We start from the raw sequence: 20,813 nt of genomic DNA, 5'->3' as shown, positions 1-20,813 counted from the left end.
CGTCATTGACGGGTAATTGAAGAACAAAGACCGCCGCCGTCCGCATTCGGCCAATCGGCCGCGGCGGGCCGGCGCTGTAGCAATGCAACAACCGGGATTCAACTCTTCACCGGCTTCTTGGCCAGCATCCGCTGCAAGGTGCGTCGGTGCATGTTCAAGGCGCGCGCGGTGGCGGAGATATTGCCGTCGTTCTCGCTAAGCACCCGTTGCAGATGCTCCCAGGTCACCCGTCGCAACGACATCGGCTGCGGCGTCAGCGGCAGCTCCGGATTGGCCTGCTGCTGCTCGAAAGCGGCCAGGATCTCGTCCACCGTCGCCGGCTTGGCCAGGTATTGCACCGCGCCCAGCTTGGTGGCCTCCACCGCGGTGGCGATGCTGGCGTAGCCGGTCAGGATCAGGATGGCGCTGCGCGGGCAGGCGGCGTGCAGGGCAGGCAGCAGGCGCAGCCCGCTGTCGCCGTCCAGGTTCAGGTCCAGCACGATGCGCGCCGGCGCTTGGCCGGCCAGCTCCAGCGCCTGCGCGGCGCTCTGGGCCGCCGCCACCTGAAAGCCGCGCCGGCTCAGGGAGCGCGCCAGAATGGCGACGAAGGCCTCGTCGTCGTCCACCAACAGAAAATCCAGCATCAAACTCCGTCCTTATCGTCCGCCAGCAAGGGCAGCCGCACCTGCGCGTGCACGCCGCCCTCCGGCCGGTTCAGCAGGCTCAGCGAACCGCCCAGCCGCGCCAGCGTGGCGTGGCTCAGCATCACGCCCAGCCCCATGCCCACCGGCTTGTCGGACGGCAGCGGAGTCAGGCCGGCGCGCTCCAGCTGCTGCTCGGTCAAACAGCCCTGATGGTTGACGATGTCCAGCAGCAAGGCGCCCTGTTCCAGTCGCGCCGCCACCGTCAGCTCGCCGCCGCCGGCTTCGGCCGCGTTGTTGATCAGATTGAAAAACGCCGGCCAGAACGCCGGGTCCAGCGCCACCAGCGGGTCCGGGCCGCGCGGCGTCTGCCAGTCCAGCCGCACGTCCGGCCGCAGCGAGCGCCAGCCGGCCAGCCGCTCGGCCAAGGCCGCGAACAGCGCGGTCTCCCCCGGAGCGGACTCCGAGCCCAGCTTCAAGCGCGCCAGCGCGCTGCCGCAATTGGCCAGCTGCGCCTTCATCAGCCGCAAATCCTCCATCAGCTCGGCGTCACGCTGCCGCGTGGCCAGCAACTCGTCCACCAGCAGGGTCATGGTGTTCAGCGGCGTGGACAGCGAATGGGCGGCGCCGGCCGCCTGCATGCCCACCGCCAGCAATTGCTCGTCGCGCAGCTGGGTTTCGCGCGCCGCCGCCAAGGCCGCCTCGCGCAGCGCCAGCTGTCGCGCGAGCCAGGACACGAAGCCGGCGATCAACAGCGCCGACAGCGCGAAGCTCAACCACATCCCGGTCAAATGCATGGAGAAGATATGCAGGGCGTTGCCGTGATCCACCGGCCAGGACAGATGCCATTCGAACAGCAGGCCGTAGGCCGCGACGCTGGCCAGCGCCAGGCCCCAGGCGAACAGGCCCGGCGACAGCAAGGCGGCGAACAGCACCGGCGGCAGGAACAAGGAGGCCAGCGGGTTGGCCGCGCCACCGGTGAAGGCCAGCAGCTCGGTCAGCACCAGCACGTCGGCGGCCAGCCCCAGGCGCAGGGCCAGCATGGGGTCGCCGCCGTGGCGCAGCCACCACGGCAGGCAGACGTTGACCGCGGCCAGGGTCAGCAGGGCCTGGGACAGCAAAGGCCAGGGCAGGTAGACGTGCTGCCACCAGCAGACCAGCGCCACCGTCGAGCCCAGCAACAGCATCAGCCAACGCAGCCAGCCTATCAGCCGCGCCGAGCGCGCGATGTCCGCGGTCAGGCCCAGCCGCGGAGAGGAAACAGGGAGTCCGGCAATCATGGCCGACACTTTATCACCATGGCGCGCTCAGGGGCGCTGCGACACTTTGCCGCATTGGGCCGCCGCACCCCGCAACTTAGAATTGTCACCTCTAAATTTGTTAACGTTAGTTTCTAAAAAATGACTAAAAAACCGTATTTGCTGCCGATCCCGCTGGCGCTCGCCGTCGGCCACTCCTTTGCCCAGGAGCTGCCGGAATTCCGCGGCGAGGAAGTGCTGGTCACCGCCACCAAGGCGGAACAGCCGCTGAAAATGTCGGTGGACCCGCGCGCGCCGCGCCAGCCGCTGCCGTCCGCCGACGGCGCCGGCCTGCTCAAGGGCCTGCCCGGCTTCAACGTGATCCGCAAGGGCGGCGCCTCCGGCGACCCGCTGCTGCGCGGCCTGGGCGGCTCGCGCCTGGCCATTCTCGCCGACGGCAACTTCGTGTTCGGCGGCTGCGGCGGTCGCATGGACCCGCCCACCGCCTATCTGTATCCGGACGCCTATGACGAGGTGAACGTGGTCAAGGGCCCGCAAAGCGTCAAGCTCGGGCCCGGCCTGATCAGCGGCGGTGTCAACTTCGAACGCAAGACCAAGCGCTTCGACGAGGCCGGCGTGCGCTTCAACGGCAGCCTGACCGGCGGCAACGCCGACCGCAACGACGTCTACGCCGACGCCGCCTTCGGCTCCAGCCTGGGCTATGTGCGCGCCATCGCCAGCCGCAACCACGGCGGCGACTACAAGGACGGCAACGGCGATAAGGTTCATTCCAGCTTCGACCGCGACAGCCAGACCCTGATCGCCGGCCTGACGCCGGATCAGGACACCACGCTGGAACTGGCGCTGGACCGCAGCCGCGGCCAGGCCGCCTACGCCGACCGCGGTATGGACGGCAGCAAGTTCGACCGCGACGCCTGGAGCTTCAAGGCCGAGCGCCGCCGCCTCAGCGGCTGGCTGGACGCCGTGCGGCTGCAACTGGGCCACAGCGAGGTCGATCACGTGATGGACAACTACTCGCTGCGCCCGCAGACCCCGCCGGCCGACCGCGCGGCGATGAACCCGGACCGCAGCGCCAACACCGGCCGCCTGGCCGCCGACATGGCCTTCGGCGACTGGGAAGTCAGCGCCGGCTTCGACTGGCTGCGCGACCGCCACCGCAGCCGCATGGGCAAAGGCCCCAACGCCGGCCAGTACGTGGACCAGCCACGCACGCCCAACCAAAGCTTCGACAACCGCGGCGTCTACGCCGAAGCCAGCCGCCCGCTGGGCGACGGCGGCAAGCTGATCGCCGGCCTGCGCCGCGACCAGACCCAGGCTGTGTTCGAGCCCAAGGCCGCGGCCATGGGCAAGCCGGCCCAAGCCCGCCAGGAGACCCAGTACCAGCTCAACGCCGGCTTCCTGCGTTACGAACACAGCGCCGGCAATTGGACCCGCTACCTCGGCTTTGGCCAGGCGGAGCGCGCGCCGGACTTCTGGGAGCGCAACAAGAACGACAGCCTGAACAGCGAAACCAACCGCCAGCTGGATGCCGGCCTGCTCTACCGCGGCGACAAGCTGCAAGGCTCGCTGTCCGCCTACGCCAGCCGCGTGCAGAACTTCATCCTGGTGGAAGGCATCGCCGGCGGCATCGGCAACAAGGCCCGCAATATCGACGCGCGCCGCTACGGCTTCGAAGGCGATCTCAGCTGGCGCTTCGCGCCGGAATGGACGCTGTCCGGCAGCCTGGCCTGGGTCTGGGCCGCCAACCTCGACGAGAACCGCCCGCTGGGACAGACCCCGCCGCTGGACGCCAAGGCGGCGCTGAAATGGGACAACGGCAAATACGCGGCCGGCCTGACCGTGCGCGGCGTGCAGCGCCAGGACCGCGTGGCCCCGGGCCAGGGCAATATCGTCGGCACCGACATCGGCGCGACCCCGGGCTTCGGCGTGGTGTCGCTGGACGGCGGCCTGAAGCTGAACAAGCACGCCAAACTGCTGTTCGGCGTCGACAATCTGTTCAACAAGGCCTACGCCGAAAGCGTCAGCAAGGGCGGCGCGATGGTGGCCGGCTACGACCGCACCCTGCAGGTCAACGAGCCGGGCCGCACCGTGTGGGGCCGCGTGCAGCTACAGTTCTGAGAGCCTGCTCATACTGGCTCGCCAGGCTTTGAACCGGCTCTGATCGCGCGCCCTCTCGCCGCGATGCCTCCAGTCTGCTAGGCTGGAGGCCTTTTGCCACCGCCCTCTCCCGCCGGATGAAAACGCCCTATCTGAAAATCCTCGCCTGCGGCCTGACCCTGTTCATCCTGCTCGGCCCGCTGGTGGCCTTGCTGGCCAGCGGCGTGGTGCCGATGATGGCCTATTTGATGGGCGCGATTCCGGCGCTGGGCTTCGGCCTGCTGCTCTGCCTGCTGCGCATGCTGCTGGCCCGGCCCATCGCCGGCTGGCAGCAACACTGGCCGCGCTGGCTGCTGGCCCTGGTCGCCTTTCTGCCCGGCGCCTTCAGCGGCAGCGCGGTCACCTTCGTCTACGCGCGGCTGGCCGAGCCGCTGCTGTACAACGACCTGATGAATCTCTACCTCGGCGCCGTGGCCGGCGGCGTCTGCAACGCGCTGTTCTGGCTGATGCGCTTCGGCGCGTCGTCCCGCCCGAGCTAGGCAAAAAGAAAGCCCGCCGAAACCGGCGGGCCGCAACCAAATGTAGAACGCTGGCTGCGTCAGGGCCAGCGCAGCCAGCATAGCCGGATTCGCCCGGCCCTCCCATGCGGCGAATTGCCGCAGCCTCAGCGCCGCCGCAAACAGGCCTCCAAGCCACCGCCTTCGCGATTGGACAGGCTCAGCCGCAGGCCGTGCAACTCCGCCACCCGCTCGACGATGGACAGGCCCAGGCCGCTGCCGGCCACGTCCTGGCCCGGCGGCCGGAAGAAACGTTCGCGTATCCGCTCCAGCCATTCCGCCGCCACGCCCGGACCCCGGTCCTGCACGCTGACCGCGTCCTCGGCCAGCACCAACCGCGCCTCGCCGCCCTCGCCGCCGTATCGGATGGCGTTCTCCAGCAGATTGCGCAGCATCAGTCCCACCAGGGTTTCGTCGCCGCTCAAAGGCAGCGCCCGTTCCGGCACGCAGCGCCATTCCGTCTCCAGCCTCACGCCCTTGAGCGCCGCCTCCGCCGTCATCTCCGCCAGCAGGCGCTCCGCCAGCGTCGCCCAGGCGATGGGCTCGCCCTGGCGCGGGTGGCTCAGCGGGTCCAGGCGCGACAGCGCCAGCAACTGCTCCACCAGCCGCGTGGCGCGGTCTATGCCCAGCATCAACTGCCGCAGCGCGTGCCGGCGCCGGCCCTCGTCCGGCAGCAGCTCCAGCACCTCGGCCTGCACTTTCAAGGCCGCCAGCGGCGTGCGCAGCTCGTGCGCTGCGTCGGCGGTGAAGCGGCGCTCGTGTTCCAGCGTGGCCGCGATGCGGGCGAACAAGGCGTTGAGCGCGTCCACCAGCGGCAGCACTTCGCGCGGCACCTCGCGCGACACCGGCTCGCTGTCGTCCGGCGCGCGCTGGGCGATGCCGGCGGCCAGCCGCTTGAGCGGCCCCAGTTCGCGGCGCACCGCCAGCAGGATCAGCAGCAGCATCACCGGCAAGCCCACCAGCCAAGGCAGCAGCTGGGCGGACACCACCTTCAGCACCATGTCGTGGCGCAGGCCCTGCTTCTGCCCCACCGCCACCAGCCGCGAACCGTCCGGCGCGGCCAGGTAGATCAAGCGCCAGTTGTGATCGCTGTCCTTGCCGCGGTAATCGTAGAAGCCGCGCCGTTCCGGCTCGAAATCGAAGCGACGGCCGCGGCCGTCGCTAAGCAAGAGATTGCCGCGGCGGTCCCAGACCGCCAGACCGAAGTCGTCGTTTTCCAGTTGCCCCTTGTCGGCGTGCTTGAGCAGATGCTTGAGCTTGGGCAGGTCGATCAGCGAGTCCTCGCTGACATCCACCAGCAACAGCTGGCGGGCGAACTGCCCCATCTGGGTGTCGAACAGCTCGTCCACCTCCTCGTGCGCCAGCCAGGCCGCGGTGGCGGAAGCCACCAGCCAGATCGCCGGCACGATCAGCAACAGCAGCAGCAATAGCCGCGCCTGCAGGCTGCGCGGCCCCCTCATGCCGGATCTCCCAGGGTGTAGCCGACGCCGCGCAGCGTGCGGATGAAGGCGCTGCCCAGCTTCTTGCGCAAATGGTGCACATGCACCTCCACCGCGTTGCTTTCCAGTTCCTGACCCCAGCCGTAGAGCTTGTCCTCGATCAGCTCGCGCGGCAGCACCCGTCCCTTGTGGCTGAGCAGCAGTTCCAGCAGCGCCAGTTCGCGCGCGGTCAGCTCCAGCGGCGCGCCGTCCAGCGTGGCCGCGCGCGCCACCGGGTCCAGACAGAGGCGGCCGTGCCGCCATTCCGGATGGCTCTGACCGTGGCGGCGCCTATGCAGCGCGCGCAGCCGAGCCGCCACCTCGCTCAGCGCGAAGGGCTTGACCAGGTAATCGTCGGCGCCGGCGTCCAGGCCGCCGACGCGGTCCGCCAGCGCGTCGCGCGCGGTCAACACCAGCACCGGCACGTCCTGGCCCGCGCGTCGCCAGGCGGACAGGATGTCCATGCCGTCCATGCCCGGCAGCCCCAGATCCAGCACCACCGCGTCGTAGGGCGCGGCGCCCAGCGCCGCCAGGCCCTGCTTGCCGTCGCGAAACCAGTCCGCGACGAAACCCAGCTGCTCCAGGCCTATTTTCAAGCCGTCGCCGATCTGGGCGTCGTCCTCCACCACCAAAACCCGCATATCCGTCTCCCCGTCGCCGGGCGTTCAAGGTCCCGGCAGCCTAACGCGCTCTCGCCGCCGTCACAAGCGCCGCCGCGATGCCCGATTGCCGCAACGGATTGCAACAGACCGCGCTTAAGACAATCTTAAAAGGCCGCGCTCAAGAAATTTCATCGCGTCGTCACCGAAATCTCACGCGACTGTCACCTGCCGCTGTCAGCATCGCCAGCAGTCCACAGGCCGACGGAGCCGCCATGCAGCCAGACCCCGCCCCCGACAGCGCCCGACAACTGCGCGCGATCTGGATTTCCGACGTCCACCTCGGCACCTCCGGCTGCCGCGCCGACCATCTGCTGGATTTCCTGCGCTGCCACGAATCCGAATACCTGTATCTGGTCGGCGACATCGTCGACGGCTGGCAGCTGAAAAAATCCTGGTACTGGAAGCAAAGCCACAACGACGTGGTGCAGAAAGTGCTGCGCAAGGCGCGCAAGGGCACCAAGGTGATCTACGTGCCCGGCAACCACGACGAGGCGGCGCGCCAGTACGCCGGCCTGGATTTCGGCGGCATCGCCATCCGCCAGGAGGCCGAGCACCGCACCGCCGACGGCAAGCGGCTGCTGATCCTGCACGGCGACGAATTCGACGGCGTGATCCAGTACGCCAAATGGCTGGCCTATGTCGGCGACACCCTCTACACCCTGATCCTGGAGCTGAACCGCGGCTTCAACTGGGCGCGGCTGAAGCTGGGCCTGCCCTATTGGTCGCTGTCGCAATACCTGAAGCACAAGGTCAAGAACGCGGTCAACTTCATCAGCAACTTCGAAATCATCCTCGCCGGCGAGGCGCGCCGGCGCGGTTTCGACGGCGTGATCTGCGGCCACATCCACAAGGCCGAGGTGCGCGACATCGACGGCATACTCTACGGCAACAGCGGGGACTGGGTGGAGAGCCTGTCCGCGCTGGTGGAACACCCCGACGGGCGGCTGGAAGTGCTGTACTGGACCCAGCTGGGCCAGCCGGCCGCCGAGCCGCAACCCCAAGCGGCGCAAGCCGACCACAAGGAGCCGACATGCGCATCCTGATCGTCACCGACGCCTGGCTGCCCCAGGTCAACGGCGTGGTCCGTTCGCTGACCGAAACCGCGCGCGAACTGGCCGGCTTCGGACACCGGGTGGAAATGATCACGCCCCAAGACTTCCGCACCCTGCCCTGCCCCACCTACCCGGACATCCGGCTGTCGCTGTTCCCCTACCGCAAAGTCGCCGCCTGCATCGCCGACTTCGCGCCGGAGGCCGTCCACATCGCCACCGAGGGGCCGCTGGGCCTGGCCGCGCGCCGCTACTGCCTGCGCCACGGCCTGGCCTTCTCCACCGCCTACCACACCCGCTTCCCGGAATACGTGCACGCTCGCTGCCGGCTGCCGCTGGCCGTCAGCTACGCCTGGATGCGCCGCTTCCACAACGCCGCCCATTGCGTGATGGTGCCCACCCAATCCATCGCCGACGACTTGAACGCCCGCGGCTTTCGCAACGTCAAGCTGTGGAGCCGCGGCGTGGACACCGCGCTGTTCAGCCCCGGCCCGCGCGAGCGGCTGGACGGCACCGCGCCGCCGCGCTTCGTCTACATCGGCCGGGTGGCGGTGGAAAAGAACATCGAAGCCTTCCTCAAGCTGGACTTGCCGGGTAGCAAATGGGTGGTGGGCGACGGCCCGCAACTGGCGCGGCTGAAACAGCAATACCGGGACGTCCACTTCGCCGGCATCTTTCCCCAGCACGAACTGGCGCGCTTCTACCGCGCCGCCGACGTCTTCGTGTTCCCCAGCCTGACCGACACCTTCGGCCTGGTGCTGCTGGAGGCGATGGCCTGCGGCACGCCGGTGGCCGCCTACCCGGTGGCGGGCCCGCTGGACGTGGTGGGCGACAGCGGCGCCGGCGTGCTGGACGCCGACCTGCGCGCCGCCTGCCTGAAGGCGCTGGAACTGGACCGCGGCCACGTGCGCGCCGTCGCCGAGCGCTACTCCTGGCAGGCCGCCAGCCGCCAGTTCGAACAGCATCTGCGCCCCGCGCGGCTGACGCTGGCCGCGCCGCTGGCCGACCCTAAGGCCAGTTGAGGCCGCCGTCCGCCGGCTTGCATTGGAAACGTCAGCGTCTATAGTGAGAAGGTCAACACGACAGGGAGGGTTCCGAATGCTTTCATGGCAGTATGCCGGCGGCCATCCAGTTTTCCACGCGTTGAGCATTGGCCAATAACCACGGCCAGCCAAATCGGCACAGTCCGCAACGCCAAGCCAGCCTCCAAGACGGAGCGCATGCGACACCGGCCCGGCCGGCCCGCCAAATCCAGAGTCAATAAACTTGTGATTACCGTTTGTCGATTTGCCCATTTAAGAAAGAAGCGGTTGGTCTTTCTGTGATGTCCATCAAGGACACGGTGCGCGGCAAGCTGCCATGATGGCGGCGCCGCCACGACACGGCAACGTCGTAGCGCTGTCTTGCACAGCCCGATCTTTGGTAACGGCCTTGCGGTAAAGCGGTGGTCGTGCAGTTCTGCAAGGGTAAAGCGCATAGTCTTTCTCTGTTAAGTTGTCTGAGAGGGCGTCCCGCCATGGTGACGCCCTCTTTCGTTGCGCCGCCCACAAATAACGCACAGCGATAAACACATCAGAAAACAATCGTTCGGCTGCGGCGGCAATGTCGGTTAACATGCTGTTCCAATTGAATTTAACGTCGGTCGCGCCGGGCTTGCCCAGCAAGAGCGAGCGGCGAAGCGACAAACCGGTTAAAATCGGCCCCAATACTTTTCGAGCTTCTACTTCATAAATTAGCGAGCAGCAAACCTTATGTCCTCTCCCAACCTGACCTCCGAAAAGGTCCTGTCCGTCCATCACTGGAACGACACCCTGTTCAGCTTCACCTGCACCCGCGACGCCGGCCTGCGCTTCATCAACGGCCAGTTCGTGATGATAGGCCTGGAAGTCAACGGCAAGCCGCTGATGCGCGCCTACTCCATCGTCAGCTCCAACTACGAAGAGCACATGGAGTTCTACAGCATCAAGGTGCAGGACGGCCCGCTGACCTCCCGCCTGCAGCACCTGAAGGTGGGCGACACCGTGATGATCAGCAAGAAGCCCACCGGCACCCTGGTGCAGGACAATCTGCTGCCCGGCAAAAACCTCTATCTGCTGTCCACCGGCACCGGCCTCGCCCCGTTCATGTCCATCATCAAGGACCCGGACGTGTACGAGCGCTACGACAAGGTGATCCTGACCCACGGCGTGCGCTGGGTCAGCGAACTGGGTTACCACGACTACATCACCAAGGAACTGCCGGAGAACGAATTCTTCGGCGAGATGGTGCGCGAGAAACTGATCTACTACCCGACGGTGACCCGCGAGCCCTTCCGCAATCAGGGCCGGCTGACTGATCTGATCACCAACGGCAAGCTGTGCGCCGACATCGGCCTGCCGCAAATGAATCCGGAGCACGACCGCGCGCTGATCTGCGGCAGCCCGTCCATGCTGCACGATCTGTGCGAGATCCTGAACGGCATGGGCTTCAAGGAATCGCCGCGCATGGGCGAGCCGGCCGACTACGCGATCGAACGCGCCTTCGTCGAAAAATAAGCCGGAGCCAGGCTCCCGCCGCAAGCAAAACGCCATCCCTGAAGGATGGCGTTTTTCTATTCCAGCGGCCGGCGCCCTGTCTCGCGGCGCCCGCCGGACATGGAGGCGGTTCTTACTTCAACACGCTCTCCAGCGCCTTCAGGCACAAGGCCACGTTCTCGCGGCGCGCGCCGTAGCCCATCAGCCCGATGCGCCAGGCCTTGCCGGCCAGATCGCCCAGGCCGCCGCCTATCTCCAGGTTGTACTCCTGCAACAGGCGGTTGCGCGTGGCCGCGTCGTCGATGCCCTCGGGGATATAGACCGCGTTCAGCTGCGGCAGCCGCGCCGCCGCGTCCACCACGAACTTCAGGCCCAGCTTTTCCAGGCCGTCGCGCAGGATCAGATGCATGTCGCGGTGGCGCTGCCAGGCCGCCTCCAGACCCTCGCCGGCCAGCTGGCGCAACGATTCGTGCAGCGCGTACAAGGCGTTCACCGGCGCGGTGTGATGGTAGCTGCGCTTGCCGCCTCCCCAGTAGGCCATCACCAGGGTCTGGTCCAGGAACCAGCTGGGCACCGGGCTTTGCCGCGCCTGCAGCTTGTCCACCGCCGCCGGCGAGAAAGACAAGGGCGACAGGCCGGGCACGCAGGACAGACACTTCTGGCTGCCGGAATACACCGCGTCCACGCCCCATTCGTCCACCCGCAGCTCCACCCCGCCCAGCGAGGTCACCGTGTCGACGATGCTCAGGCAGCCGTGGCGCTTGGCCAGCGCGCACAGCGTCTTGGCGTCGGACAGCGCGCCGGTGGAGGTCTCGGCGTGAACGAAGGCCAGGAAGCGCGCGTCCGGATTGGCCTTCAACGCGCTCTCCACCGCGTCCGGATCCACCGGTCGGCCCCAGGGGCTGTCCACCAGCACCGGCACCGCGCCCAGCCGCACCACGTTCTGGCGCATGCGCTCGCCGAACACGCCGTTGCGGCAGACGATGACCTTCTCGCCCGGCTCCACCAGGTTGACGAAGCAGGCCTCCATGCCGGCCGAGCCCGGCGCCGACAGCGCCACCGTCATCGGGTTTGCGGTCTGGAACGCGTATTGCAGCAGGCTTTTCACCTCGTCCATCATGCCGACGAACAGAGGGTCCAGGTGGCCGACGGTGGGACGGGCCTGGGCGGCCAGCACTTCCGGATAAACGTCGGACGGACCCGGCCCCATCAGGATGCGGCGCGGCGGCAGGAAGGCGGAAACTTGCGGGGCGGCTAACATGGAAGCTCCTTAAGCGCGAAATGAACGGACGAAAGCGGTTTCAAGGCCGGGGCATGCGGCCGGCATCGAACCGCTCGAGTGTAACAGCATAAGGCCGCCGGGCGCGCCTGCCCGAACGGCTGCGCGCCAAAAGAAAAAGGAGGCCGCAGCCTCCTTTGAATGTCAGCCTCCCTGAGGGGCCTGTTTTTTTAGCGAGCCAGACGCGAAGTCCGGTTTATTTGGCAGCCGAAGCAGCGGCCTTCTTGGCCTTGCCGGCGTGCTTCTTGTGAGCGGCTTTCTTCTCGACCTTCTTGGCCGGGGCGGAAGCTTCGGCCTTGGCGGCCTGGGCTTTTTGAGCCGGAGCGGAAGCTACTTTCTTGGCGTGCTTGGCGTGCGGCTTTTTAGCGGCGTGCTTCTTGGCCGGAGCGGAAGCTTCAGCCTTGGCGGCCTGGGCTTTCTGAGCGGCGGCGGAAGCGGCCTTCTTCGCATGCTTGGCGTGCGGTTTCTTGGCGGCGTGCTTGGCCTTGGCCGGAGCGGAGGCTTCGGCCTTGGCGGCCTGGGCTTTTTGCGCCGGAGCGGAAGCGGCTACCTTTTCGCCTTTCTTGGCGTGGTGGATCTTGGCCGGGTGCTTTTCAGCTTTCTTGGCGGCCGGAGCCATCTTGGCTGCCGGAGCGGAAGCGGCCGGCTTGGCGGTTTCGGCGGCGAAGCCAGCGGCGGAGCTCAGGCCGAAAGCGGCGGTCAGGGCAAGCAGAGTCAGTTTGTTCATGATGCATCTCCAGTTTCAGGCTTGGGAGCCTGGGCTCCCGTTCACCGATCAATCGCGCCGGATTCGGCGCTTCCTTGAGACGTATCCTAGCCCTGCCCCCTTCCCGGGTCTGTTAGTCGCTTGTAAGCCCGTGTAACGTCAAGTACGGCGCGCCCTCAAGGCTTCCTCTTGGCCGTCGTCACCTGATACACCCCGCCGAACAAGGTGCGCTTGCTCCAGTCGAAACCGTCGGCCTCTTGCGCGTAGTCGCGGATCTCATGATTCCACAAGGCCTCGGCGAACGGCTCCAGCGCGCGGTTCACCCATTTGAGCAGCCAGCCTATCGGCTGCCACGGCTTGGGCCTATGGTAGTCGACGAAGACCGCGCGGCCGCCGGGCGGCACCTGGGACAGCATATTGTCGACGATGGCGCGCTTCAGATGATCCGGCACCTCGTGCAGCAGGAAGAAACTGCAGATCAAGTTGAAGTCGTCGGACTCCAGCCGGTAATTTCCGGCATTGGCGCGCACCACCGCGGCCTGCGGCCGGTCGCGCAGCTTGCGCTCGGCGTGCTCGATCTGCACCGGGGTGATGTCGGTGAGCACGAAGCGCCCGTCGCCGCCCACCCGGTCCGCTGCCCGCTGCACCAGGTCGCCGTAGACGTGGGCCACCTGCCACACCTTGTCGCCGGGACGGATCTGCTCCAGGTAGGCGCGCATCAGCCTTTGATCGTTGAAGAACAGCAACACGCGCACCACCAGGTTGCGGTCCAGCCAGCCGGCCTTGCGCGGGTTGACGTAAGCCCAGTCGTACACCTGGGTCATGTATTCCGGCACGCCCTCGTAATACGGGTCTACCGGCAGTTTGGGGTGGTTTTGGGTCATCGCACAGCCATCTGAAAGCGGAAAAGCTCCAGACTAGCAAAACCGGCCGGCGGTATTTTTGAGGCAGGCCAAGAAAGCTGACGGATAGGCCGGCTGAGGCCGGCCTTTAGAGCGGGGGAGACTCAATCCGCCAGCGTCAGCACCACCGGGGTATGGTCGGACGGGCGTTCCCACTTGCGCGGCGCCTTGTCGATCACGCACTCCAGCGCGCGCGGCTTCAGCGCGTCGCTGACCAGAATGTGGTCGATGCGCACGCCCTTGTTGCGGCGGAACATCATCGCGCGGTAATCCCACCAGCTGTATTGCTTCTCCTCCTGGTTGAACAGGCGGAAGCTGTCGCTCAGGCCCAGCGCGATCAGGCGACGGAAGGACTCGCGCTCCGGCGTGCTGCACAGCACTTGCTCGTGCCAGCTCTCCGGGTCGTACACATCGCGGTCTTCCGGCGCGATATTGTAGTCGCCCAGCAGCAGCAACTGCGGATGGCGCTGCAATTCGGCGGCGACGTAACGCTCCAGATTGGCCAGCCACTCCAGCTTGTACGGGTATTTGGGCGAATCCACCGCCTCGCCGTTGACGAAATAGCCGCAGATCACGCGGATGCCGTTCACCGTGGCGGCGATCACCCGGCGCTGCTCGTCGCCGTAATCGGGGATGCCGCGCACCACGTCTTCCAGCTCCAGCGGCGCGCGCACCAGGATGGCCACGCCGTTGTAGGTTTTCTGACCGAACCAGGCGGCGCGATAGCCGGCCGCTTCGATCTCGGCCAGCGGAAACACGTCCTGATCCATTTTCAGTTCTTGCAGGCAGAGCACGTCCACCGGGCTGTCGGACAGCCATTGGATCACCTGCGGCAGGCGGACCTTGAGGGAATTGACGTTCCAGGTGGCAAAACGCATCGACGGGCTCTCCAAGTGTTGTTCATGCAAAGGCCGACACCATAACCGCAGCGCGCGGCACTGCCAAGCTTTGGGCGACGACAGTCGCCGGCGTCGAATATTTGATGGTTGATTAAACAAAAGTGTTTAAACAAATAAACAACAGCCGGGCGACGGGAATTTGCCAAGGCCCGGAACGCCGGCCTATGATCGAAAGCGTCGTCGTAACCGGAGCAAGTTCTTGACTATCAAGCACAAGCAGCACGACGCGCAACAGGCATTATGCCCGACGCGCAATCCCAACCGCCCTCGTCTGGCGCCGTTGACCCCGCCGTTCTCGATGCGGACCCCCACCTTCCAGCACCGCCACACCCTGCAGCCGCTGACGCCGTCCGCCAAACCCGAGCGAGACAGCTGACTCTTTTTGCCGCGCGATCCGCGGCAAAAAAAAGGCGCCTCCGTTCTACACGGAGGCGCGCAATAGACACTATATCAATCTACCCTGATATGCGTCTGGCTCGCTTGCTGCTCTGGAGATAACCCACTGAGCAAAAAATTAGAGCCGCGGCGCTTCACAAGAGTTCCGGCAAAGCCCGGAATATTTTTCTCCCGGCATAAAACGGCCGTTTCAAACCGTCTCCACCATGCCGGAATGGCGCAGCAAGGCGTCGATTTGCGGATCGCGGCCGCGGAAGGCGCGGAAGGACTCCAGCGCCGGACGGCTGCCGCCCACCGCCAGGATTTCGTCCCAGAAGCGCTTGCCGGTGTCCGGATTGGCGCCGCCGGCCTCCTCGAAGGCCGCGTAGGCGTCCGCGGACAGCACTTCCGCCCACTTGTAGCTGTAGTAACCAGCCGAATAGCCGCCGGCGAAGATGTGGCTGAAGCTGTTGGGGAAGCGGTTGTAGGCCGGCGGGAAATTCACCGCCACCTCGCGGCGCACCTCCTCCAGCAAGGCCAGCCAGTCGCCCTTGTCGGCGTCGAAGACGCTGTACAGCTGCAAGTCGAACAAGGCGAACTCCAGCTGGCGCACCGTGGCCATGCCGCTCTGGAAGTTTTTGGCCGCCAGCATCTTGTCGAACAGCTCGCGCGGCAAGGCCGCGCCGCTGTCCACGTGGCGGGTCATGTCCTGCACCACGTCCCATTCCCAGGCGAAGTTTTCCAGGAACTGGCTGGGCAATTCCACCGCGTCCCACTCCACGCCGTTGATGCCGGCCACGCCCAGTTCGTCGACGCGGGTCAGCATATGGTGCAGACCGTGGCCGAACTCATGGAACAAGGTGATCACTTCGTCGTGGGTGAACAGCGCCGGCTTGTCGCCCACCGGGCGAGTGAAGTTGCAGGTCAGATAGGCGATAGGCGTCTGCACCTGGCCGCTCTTGCTGCGGCGGCCGCGCGCGTCGTCCATCCAGGCGCCGGAGCGCTTGCCGTCGCGGGCGTACAGGTCGAAATAGAAGCTGCCGACCAGTTGGCCGTCCTTGTGGATGTCGAAGAAGCGCACGTCCGGATGCCAGACCGGCGCGCTGCTCGGGCGCACCTCCACGCCGAACAGCGTGGACACCACGCCGAACAGGCCGGGCAGCACCTTGCTCTCCGGGAAGTACTGTTTGACCTCCTGCTCGGAGAAGGCGTAGCGCGCCACGCGCAGTTTTTCCGCGGCGTAGGCCAGGTCCCAGGCCTCCAGCTTGGCCAGGCCCAGTTCGGCGGCGGCGAAAGCCTCCAGCTCCTGGCGGTCCTTGATCGCGAACGGCTTGGCGCGCGCGGCCAGGTCGCGCAGGAAGGCGATGACCTGTTCCGGGCTTTCCGCCATCTTGGTGAACAGCGACAGCTCGGCGAAGTTGGCGAAGTCCAGCAGCTGGGCCTCCTCGCGCGCCAGTTGCAGCTTCTCGCGGATGATGGGGCTGTTGTCGCGTTCGGCCGGACCGAACTCCGACGCGCGCTGCACATTGGCCTGATACAGCTTTTCGCGCAGCGCGCGGTTGTCCGCGTACTGCAACACCGGGAAATAGAACGGGAACTGCAAGGTGATCTTGTAGCCGCTCTTGTCGTCGCCGGCCGCGGCGGCGGCGAACAGCTCCAGCGAATCCTCCGGCACGCCGGCAAGCTCGGCCTTGTCCTCGATGTACAGGCTGAAGGCATCGGTGGCGTCCAGCACGTTCTGCTCGAACTTGGCGGACAGCTCCGCCAGCCGCGTCTGGATGGCGGCGAAGCGCTCTTTTTCCGCCTGCGGCAACTCCGCGCCGGACAGGCGGAAATCACGCAGATCGTTGGACACGATCTTCTTGCGCGCCGCGCTGTAATCCGCGTGTTCCGGGCTGGCCGCCAGCGCCTTGAAGCGGGCGAACAAGTCCAGGTTCTGGCCCATCTCGGTCCAGAACTCGGAAATGCGCGGAATATTGGCGTTGTAAGCCTCGCGCAGCTCCGGCGTGTTCACCACCGCGTTCAGATGGCCCACCACGCCCCAGGCGCGGCCCAGATGCTCGGTGGCGTCGGTCAGCGGATCGACGAAGCTTTCCCAGCTGGGCGCGCCCTGCTCCGCGGTCAGCCGCTTCACCGCGGCGCGCGCGGCGGACAGCAATTCGTCGATGGCGGGGGAAATGTGCTCCGGCTTGATCTCCGCGAAACGGGTCAGTCCGGAAAAGTCCAGCAAGGGGTTCTGGCTCATATTGGCATCCTGTGGGGGTATGATAGGAACTTTACCCGATTTCAGATGAGGACAGACCGATGAAAAGCAATATCCGCCCTTATGACGGGCATCAGCCGCAAATCCACGACAGCTGCTACATCGACCCGGCTGCGGTGGTCATCGGCGAAGTCTCGTTGGCGGAAGGCGCGTCGGTCTGGCCCTATGCGGTGATCCGCGGCGACGTCAACGCCATCAGCATAGGCGAGAACTCCAACATCCAGGATTTCGCCATGCTGCACGTCAGCCACAAGAGCGCCGCGGACCCGGACGGCGCGCCGCTGGTGATAGGCCGCAACGTCACCATCGGCCACCACGTCACCCTGCACGGCTGCACCATAGGCGACGAAGTACTGGTCGGCATCGGCAGCATCGTGCTGGACCGCGCGGTGATCGAGCCGCGGGTGCTGATCGGCGCCGGCAGCCTGGTGCCGCCGGGCAAGCGGCTGGCGTCCGGCTATCTTTACCTGGGCAACCCGGTCAAGCAGGCGCGGCCGCTGACCGAAAAAGAGCTGGCCCACTTCCAATACTCCGCCGAACACTATCTGCGCGTGGCGGCCAAGCACAAACCCAATCTGGAGGATTGAAGATGCAAGAAGGCGCGGAAGAACTGGAATACGTCGGTTTCTGGCTGCGGGTGCTGGCCAGCCTGATCGACACCCTGCTGCTGTGCCTGGTGCTGGCGCCGGCGATCTGGCTGCTGGCCGGCGGCGGCGGCGAAACCAGCCGCGTGGCGGAAAGCGGCGACGGCTGGATGATGCAGGCCTTCATGATGCAAGGCGGTTTCGAGTTGAGCCCCCTGGCCGGCCTGATGCTCAACTGGGTGCTGCCGGCGGCGGCGGTGCTGGCCTTCTGGTGGTTCAAGAGCAGCACCCCGGGCAAGATGCTGCTGGGCGCTCGCATCGTGGACGCCAAAACCGGCGCGCCGATGACGCCGGGCCAGGCTGCGCTGCGCTATCTCGGCTACTTCGTCTCCTGCTTCCCCTTCTTGCTGGGCCTGATCTGGGTGGGCCTGGACGCCCGCAAGCAGGGCTGGCACGACAAGATCGCCGGCACCGTGGTGGTGCGGACCAAGCGCCTGGGCAAACAGCCTGTGCGCTTTGAGCAACAAAGCTGATTTCCCCTCGCGCCGCCGGCCCCGGCGGCGCGCTGTTCCTCCCCTCCCTGCCCTAGCCCCGCGCGCCAGCCCCATCCCCTCTTTATTTCCAACTGCCATTAAGTACGGCTGAAAATAAAATCAAAGGTTATATAACTACAGGGCAGCCGCGGTCACCGCCACGGTTCGCACATCGCCATTGGGCCTGGACGCCCCACCGGGCGCTCCAACTTCTCTGATGTTATTGATCTCAAGGAGTCCAAACATGACTATCGATCGCGATCAAAAATCCGGCCTGTTCATCGTCAGCTACAACGTCAACAAACCCGGCCAGGCGGGCGGCCTGAACCTGCGGCTGGATCTGACCGTGTACACCCCGTCGCGCCATATCACCGGCCGCGCCACCATCACCCACGCCACGCTGCAGCCGCTGGTGTTCGAGCACCCGATCCAGGGCCGCTACGAAGAGCAGGGCCGCGACATCGAACTGCATCTGGTGGGCGCGCCGCGCCTGCACGAGCAGCACGCGCAAAACCAGGCGCACGCCGCCGGCCACGCGCTGCTGGAACAGTTCTTCTTCGACGGCCAGTTGAAAGACGGCTGGCAAGCTGGCAACAACTCCAAGGCGCGCTACGCCTTCTTCCAGAACCAGCAATGGCATGAGCAGCTGGGTCAGGAAGTACGCCTGGCGGATGAAATCAACAACGCGATCAAAGCGTTGAACCTGCGCTAAGAACATGTTTACGATCTCGCGAGCTAAGGCGAGACAAGGCGAAAACGGCTGAGAAAGCGGAATGTACGAGTGGTGCATGAGCATTTCGAAGCCGGCACTCATCGCACAATGTCTCTACCGACGCGCAGCTGATCGTAAACAGCTTCTAAGCGCATGCGCCCGGTTCCGGGACCGGGCCATCCATCAGTACCCGAAGCCCGCCCCCAGGCGGGCTTTGGGCGTCTTGGCCCTGGCTCAGGCTCGCGGCCGATCGAACTGATCGTCCAGCGCGAGGCAAGCCTCGGTCAGCCGACGCTGCACCGGCTCCAGCAAGGCCCACAGCGTACGGCCCGGCAATTGCGCCTGGCCGCTCAGGCTCAGCAGCTGCAACAGCAAGGCCAGCGCCTGGCTGCACTGGATGACGTGGTCCATGGCATCGTCGATTTCACCGATCGCGTAATCCAGCCAGGCCAGTTGGGTGTCGATCAAGGCCAGGCTCTCGTGCTCCATCCGCATCTGATGCAGACGGCTCAAGGTGCGGGCCAGCTCCCGGCGCGGGCTCTGGGAGGAGGCGGCAAGTGGCAGCGCAGTCATGGCCGGGCCTCCTCAGAGTGCGGAGACGGCAAGGGGGACGGTAATGAGAAATGAGACGAATAGCGGATAAGCATGGGGCCTCCTTCTTCGAAAGGATCGGCCCGACACCCGTTTCCACTCAGGTGGCGGGCAGGTGACAGGGGTGGAAAACCGACAAGAAGGCAATCGGCAGGCGCTAGGGCCTCCCTGCCACCCCCCGCCTTGCAGGCGTGGAATGGCCACCAGACGCGCGCATACTACGCGTCTGCCTTCTTACAGCAATACGGGTTTCCACTCCCGGTGCCGCTATGGCGGCAGCACGGCAAGGATTGTTACTTGCTTGTCCATCAGGGTCAAGGCCATGGCGGCCACCGTTCCCGGCTAAGCCGCGGGAACATCCGCCACACATGGGGAAAACAGGCACGTGACAGGGTTAGCGAACCGGCGCACTGAGAACCGGCAGACCATCAAGGTCTTCCTGCCACGGCCTGCCATAGGAAACACAACTACATTGCTTTAAATAGGTGCAAGAAAACCACTCTCGACAGAGGAATGCATACATTCAGGTCGCCAAGTCCGGCTCCGCCAATTGAACGGCACGGCCAAGATTGTACTTGCCGGTTCATCAGGGTCAAAGCCATGGCGGCCGGCGTAAAAAACAACACCCCGGCTGAGCGGGGTGTCGGCCTGCAATGGACGAAGCCGCGCGGGAGCCCTCTACCCGTCGCCCTCGTCCCGGCCGTCCTCGACATCGTCCCGGGCCTGGAAGAACACATGCTTGAACACATCCAGCCGCACCGGGTCCAGACGCCGCTCCGCGGCGCTCAAAATCGCCTCCGGATCAAAGTCGTTGTCGGACTCGTAGACGAAAAACGGCTCTTCGTCGTCGATCTCGTACACCGAAATGACCAATACGCCATTCGCGCGCAGTTCCAGCTTGAGCTGCGCCATGGGAATGGCGCTGCCCACCAAGTCGCGTTCTTCCATTTCAAACCCGCTTTCCCGCAACGCCCATGCCTCCCTCTCAGCATAGGCCAGAGGCGGCGGGCCGCCATCCCGCGATCCCGTCCCGCTCAAGCGCGCCATCGTCGCCCGGGCGGCCCGGCCTTAAGGACTGGCATGCAACGCTTGCTGATCGCTCCGCGCTCGCCTATCTTCACAATCCAAATGGCATTAAAAAATGAAAGATAATTGCCATTCGTATAAATAGGCGACATTTAAGCGCTATTGCACGACGCTAACGCCTCGCCGGCAAGGCCGCTCGCTTGCCGACGGTTCTCAACCATGATCCGAAGGAGCACCATGCATCCCCCACTCAACTTCCTGTTCCGCCGCGTCGCGGCCTTGCTGGCCGTCAGCGCGCTGTCGCTGACCGCCAGCGGCGCGCTGGCCGCCAACATCAGCGGCAGCCTGTCCAATTACAAAAACAGCGGCATCACCTTCAACTACGTGGAGCAAAAGAGCGGCGGCTCCGGCCCCGGCGCGCGCGGCATCCGCATTTACATCGCCGGCGGCCGCGACCAGAGCTACAAGTTCAGCCCCAATCCCCACGACGACCCCTGGTACAACAAGAACCAGACCAAGTTCTACCGGCAGGCGGCCGAGGCGCTGGCGGACGCCTACCTCGCCAAGAACCCGAATCCGGCCTTCCCGCGCTACGGCTTCAAGTCCACCATCAACGGCATCGAGTACAGCTACAACCAGCCGTGAGCGGCGACGATAGCCCCAGCCCAGCAAGCTGCTTGGATATCGGCAGTTGGTGGGTATCGCCTG

Annotated in this window: 21 protein-coding genes; 10 read left to right on the top strand and 11 right to left on the bottom strand. The window is 65.7% G+C overall.

From position 1 onward, the window contains the following. Positions 1 to 98: 98 nt before the first annotated feature. Together VK98_RS11195 and VK98_RS11190 are read right to left on the bottom strand one after the other, a co-directional pair. A complete protein-coding gene (locus VK98_RS11195) occupies positions 99 to 623 on the bottom strand; it encodes a response regulator transcription factor (protein WP_048414112.1) in 525 nt (174 codons plus the stop codon). After that, complete coding sequence (locus VK98_RS11190) at positions 623 to 1,900, bottom strand: ATP-binding protein (protein ID WP_048414111.1); 1,278 nt, start codon at positions 1,898 to 1,900, stop codon at positions 623 to 625. The genes VK98_RS11195 and VK98_RS11190 overlap by 1 nt, the downstream gene beginning before the upstream one ends. Positions 1,901 to 2,020: 120 nt before the next feature. On the opposite strand from VK98_RS11190, the gene VK98_RS11185 reads away from it, so the two are divergent. Both VK98_RS11185 and VK98_RS11180 read left to right on the top strand, forming a co-directional pair. Then, a complete protein-coding gene (locus VK98_RS11185; protein ID WP_048414110.1) occupies positions 2,021 to 3,997 on the top strand; it encodes a TonB-dependent copper receptor in 1,977 nt (658 codons plus the stop codon). A gap of 116 nt (positions 3,998 to 4,113) precedes the next feature. Next, complete coding sequence (locus VK98_RS11180) at positions 4,114 to 4,515, top strand: hypothetical protein (protein ID WP_048414109.1); 402 nt, start codon at positions 4,114 to 4,116, stop codon at positions 4,513 to 4,515. A 125-nt stretch (positions 4,516 to 4,640) separates the two neighbouring features. Here the strand turns inward: VK98_RS11180 and VK98_RS24430 are convergent, their stop codons facing one another. Together VK98_RS24430 and VK98_RS11170 are read right to left on the bottom strand one after the other, a co-directional pair. After that, positions 4,641 to 5,993: an ATP-binding protein gene (locus VK98_RS24430; protein WP_048414108.1), complete on the bottom strand. Its 1,353-nt coding sequence runs from the start codon at positions 5,991 to 5,993 to the stop codon at positions 4,641 to 4,643. Next, a complete protein-coding gene (locus tag VK98_RS11170) occupies positions 5,990 to 6,652 on the bottom strand; it encodes a response regulator (protein WP_048414107.1) in 663 nt (220 codons plus the stop codon). Before VK98_RS11170 ends, VK98_RS24430 begins: the two co-directional genes overlap by 4 nt. Before the next feature lie 233 nt (positions 6,653 to 6,885). Here VK98_RS11170 and VK98_RS11165 point away from each other — a divergent pair, with 233 nt between their 5' ends. From VK98_RS11165 to VK98_RS11155, 3 genes are all read left to right on the top strand, one after another. Continuing rightward, positions 6,886 to 7,716, top strand: a complete 831-nt coding sequence (locus VK98_RS11165; RefSeq protein ID WP_048414106.1) for a UDP-2,3-diacylglucosamine diphosphatase — start codon at positions 6,886 to 6,888, stop codon at positions 7,714 to 7,716. Beyond that, the gene (locus VK98_RS11160) at positions 7,704 to 8,744 is read left to right on the top strand and encodes a glycosyltransferase family 1 protein (protein ID WP_048414105.1); all 1,041 of its coding nucleotides are present in this window, start codon (positions 7,704 to 7,706) and stop codon (positions 8,742 to 8,744) included. The genes VK98_RS11165 and VK98_RS11160 overlap by 13 nt, the downstream gene beginning before the upstream one ends. 729 nt (positions 8,745 to 9,473) lie before the next feature. After that, complete coding sequence (locus VK98_RS11155; protein WP_048414104.1) at positions 9,474 to 10,256, top strand: ferredoxin--NADP reductase; 783 nt, start codon at positions 9,474 to 9,476, stop codon at positions 10,254 to 10,256. Positions 10,257 to 10,368: 112 nt separating this feature from the next. Here VK98_RS11155 and VK98_RS11150 read toward each other — a convergent pair whose 3' ends face one another. From VK98_RS11150 to xth, 4 genes are all read right to left on the bottom strand, one after another. Continuing rightward, the gene (locus tag VK98_RS11150; RefSeq protein ID WP_048414103.1) at positions 10,369 to 11,496 is read right to left on the bottom strand and encodes an alanine--glyoxylate aminotransferase family protein; all 1,128 of its coding nucleotides are present in this window, start codon (positions 11,494 to 11,496) and stop codon (positions 10,369 to 10,371) included. 214 nt (positions 11,497 to 11,710) lie between these two features. Beyond that, on the bottom strand, positions 11,711 to 12,241 hold the full coding sequence (locus VK98_RS24180; protein WP_048414102.1) for a hypothetical protein: 531 nt from the start codon (positions 12,239 to 12,241) through the stop codon (positions 11,711 to 11,713). Between the two features lie 155 nt (positions 12,242 to 12,396). Further along, positions 12,397 to 13,104, bottom strand: coding sequence for a rhodoquinone biosynthesis methyltransferase RquA (gene rquA / locus VK98_RS11140; protein WP_048414101.1), 708 nt, complete (start codon positions 13,102 to 13,104; stop codon positions 12,397 to 12,399). Positions 13,105 to 13,226: 122 nt separating this feature from the next. Then, entirely contained in the window at positions 13,227 to 14,000 is a 774-nt protein-coding gene (gene xth, locus VK98_RS11135) for an exodeoxyribonuclease III (protein WP_048414100.1), read from the bottom strand. Positions 14,001 to 14,220: 220 nt separating this feature from the next. On the opposite strand from xth, the gene VK98_RS23705 reads away from it, so the two are divergent. Continuing rightward, positions 14,221 to 14,397, top strand: a complete 177-nt coding sequence (locus VK98_RS23705) for a hypothetical protein (protein ID WP_156187831.1) — start codon at positions 14,221 to 14,223, stop codon at positions 14,395 to 14,397. A 210-nt stretch (positions 14,398 to 14,607) separates the two neighbouring features. Here the strand turns inward: VK98_RS23705 and VK98_RS11130 are convergent, their stop codons facing one another. After that, positions 14,608 to 16,641 carry a M3 family metallopeptidase gene (locus tag VK98_RS11130; protein ID WP_048414099.1) on the bottom strand — a complete coding sequence of 678 codons (2,034 nt, stop codon included), beginning with the start codon at positions 16,639 to 16,641 and terminating at the stop codon, positions 14,608 to 14,610. Between the two features lie 59 nt (positions 16,642 to 16,700). Between VK98_RS11130 and VK98_RS11125 the strand changes: the two genes are divergently transcribed. The 3 genes from VK98_RS11125 to VK98_RS11115 all read left to right on the top strand — a co-directional run bounded on the left by VK98_RS11125 (position 16,701) and on the right by VK98_RS11115 (position 18,488). After that, positions 16,701 to 17,246 (top strand): gamma carbonic anhydrase family protein, encoded by a 546-nt coding sequence (locus VK98_RS11125; protein ID WP_048414098.1) that lies wholly within the window; start codon positions 16,701 to 16,703, stop codon positions 17,244 to 17,246. 2 nt (positions 17,247 to 17,248) lie between these two features. After that, the gene (locus VK98_RS11120) at positions 17,249 to 17,776 is read left to right on the top strand and encodes an RDD family protein (RefSeq protein ID WP_048414097.1); all 528 of its coding nucleotides are present in this window, start codon (positions 17,249 to 17,251) and stop codon (positions 17,774 to 17,776) included. A 244-nt stretch (positions 17,777 to 18,020) separates the two neighbouring features. Continuing rightward, entirely contained in the window at positions 18,021 to 18,488 is a 468-nt protein-coding gene (locus tag VK98_RS11115; protein ID WP_043589836.1) for a DUF1842 domain-containing protein, read from the top strand. Between the two features lie 234 nt (positions 18,489 to 18,722). On the opposite strand, the gene VK98_RS11110 is transcribed toward VK98_RS11115, so the two are convergent. Next, positions 18,723 to 19,061: a DUF1484 family protein gene (locus tag VK98_RS11110; RefSeq protein WP_048414096.1), complete on the bottom strand. Its 339-nt coding sequence runs from the start codon at positions 19,059 to 19,061 to the stop codon at positions 18,723 to 18,725. A gap of 696 nt (positions 19,062 to 19,757) precedes the next feature. Then, positions 19,758 to 20,027, bottom strand: coding sequence for a hypothetical protein (locus VK98_RS11105; RefSeq protein WP_048414095.1), 270 nt, complete (start codon positions 20,025 to 20,027; stop codon positions 19,758 to 19,760). 315 nt (positions 20,028 to 20,342) lie between these two features. Here VK98_RS11105 and VK98_RS22775 point away from each other — a divergent pair, with 315 nt between their 5' ends. Beyond that, positions 20,343 to 20,750: a hypothetical protein gene (locus tag VK98_RS22775; RefSeq protein ID WP_053077338.1), complete on the top strand. Its 408-nt coding sequence runs from the start codon at positions 20,343 to 20,345 to the stop codon at positions 20,748 to 20,750. Positions 20,751 to 20,813 lie beyond the last annotated feature (63 nt).

Origin of the sequence: Chromobacterium sp. LK11 (genome assembly GCF_001043705.1) — a bacterium.
Lineage (GTDB): Bacteria > Pseudomonadota > Gammaproteobacteria > Burkholderiales > Chromobacteriaceae > Chromobacterium > Chromobacterium alkanivorans.
Note: the sequence above shows the minus strand (reverse complement) of the source record. Positions and strands in the feature narration are given on the sequence as shown.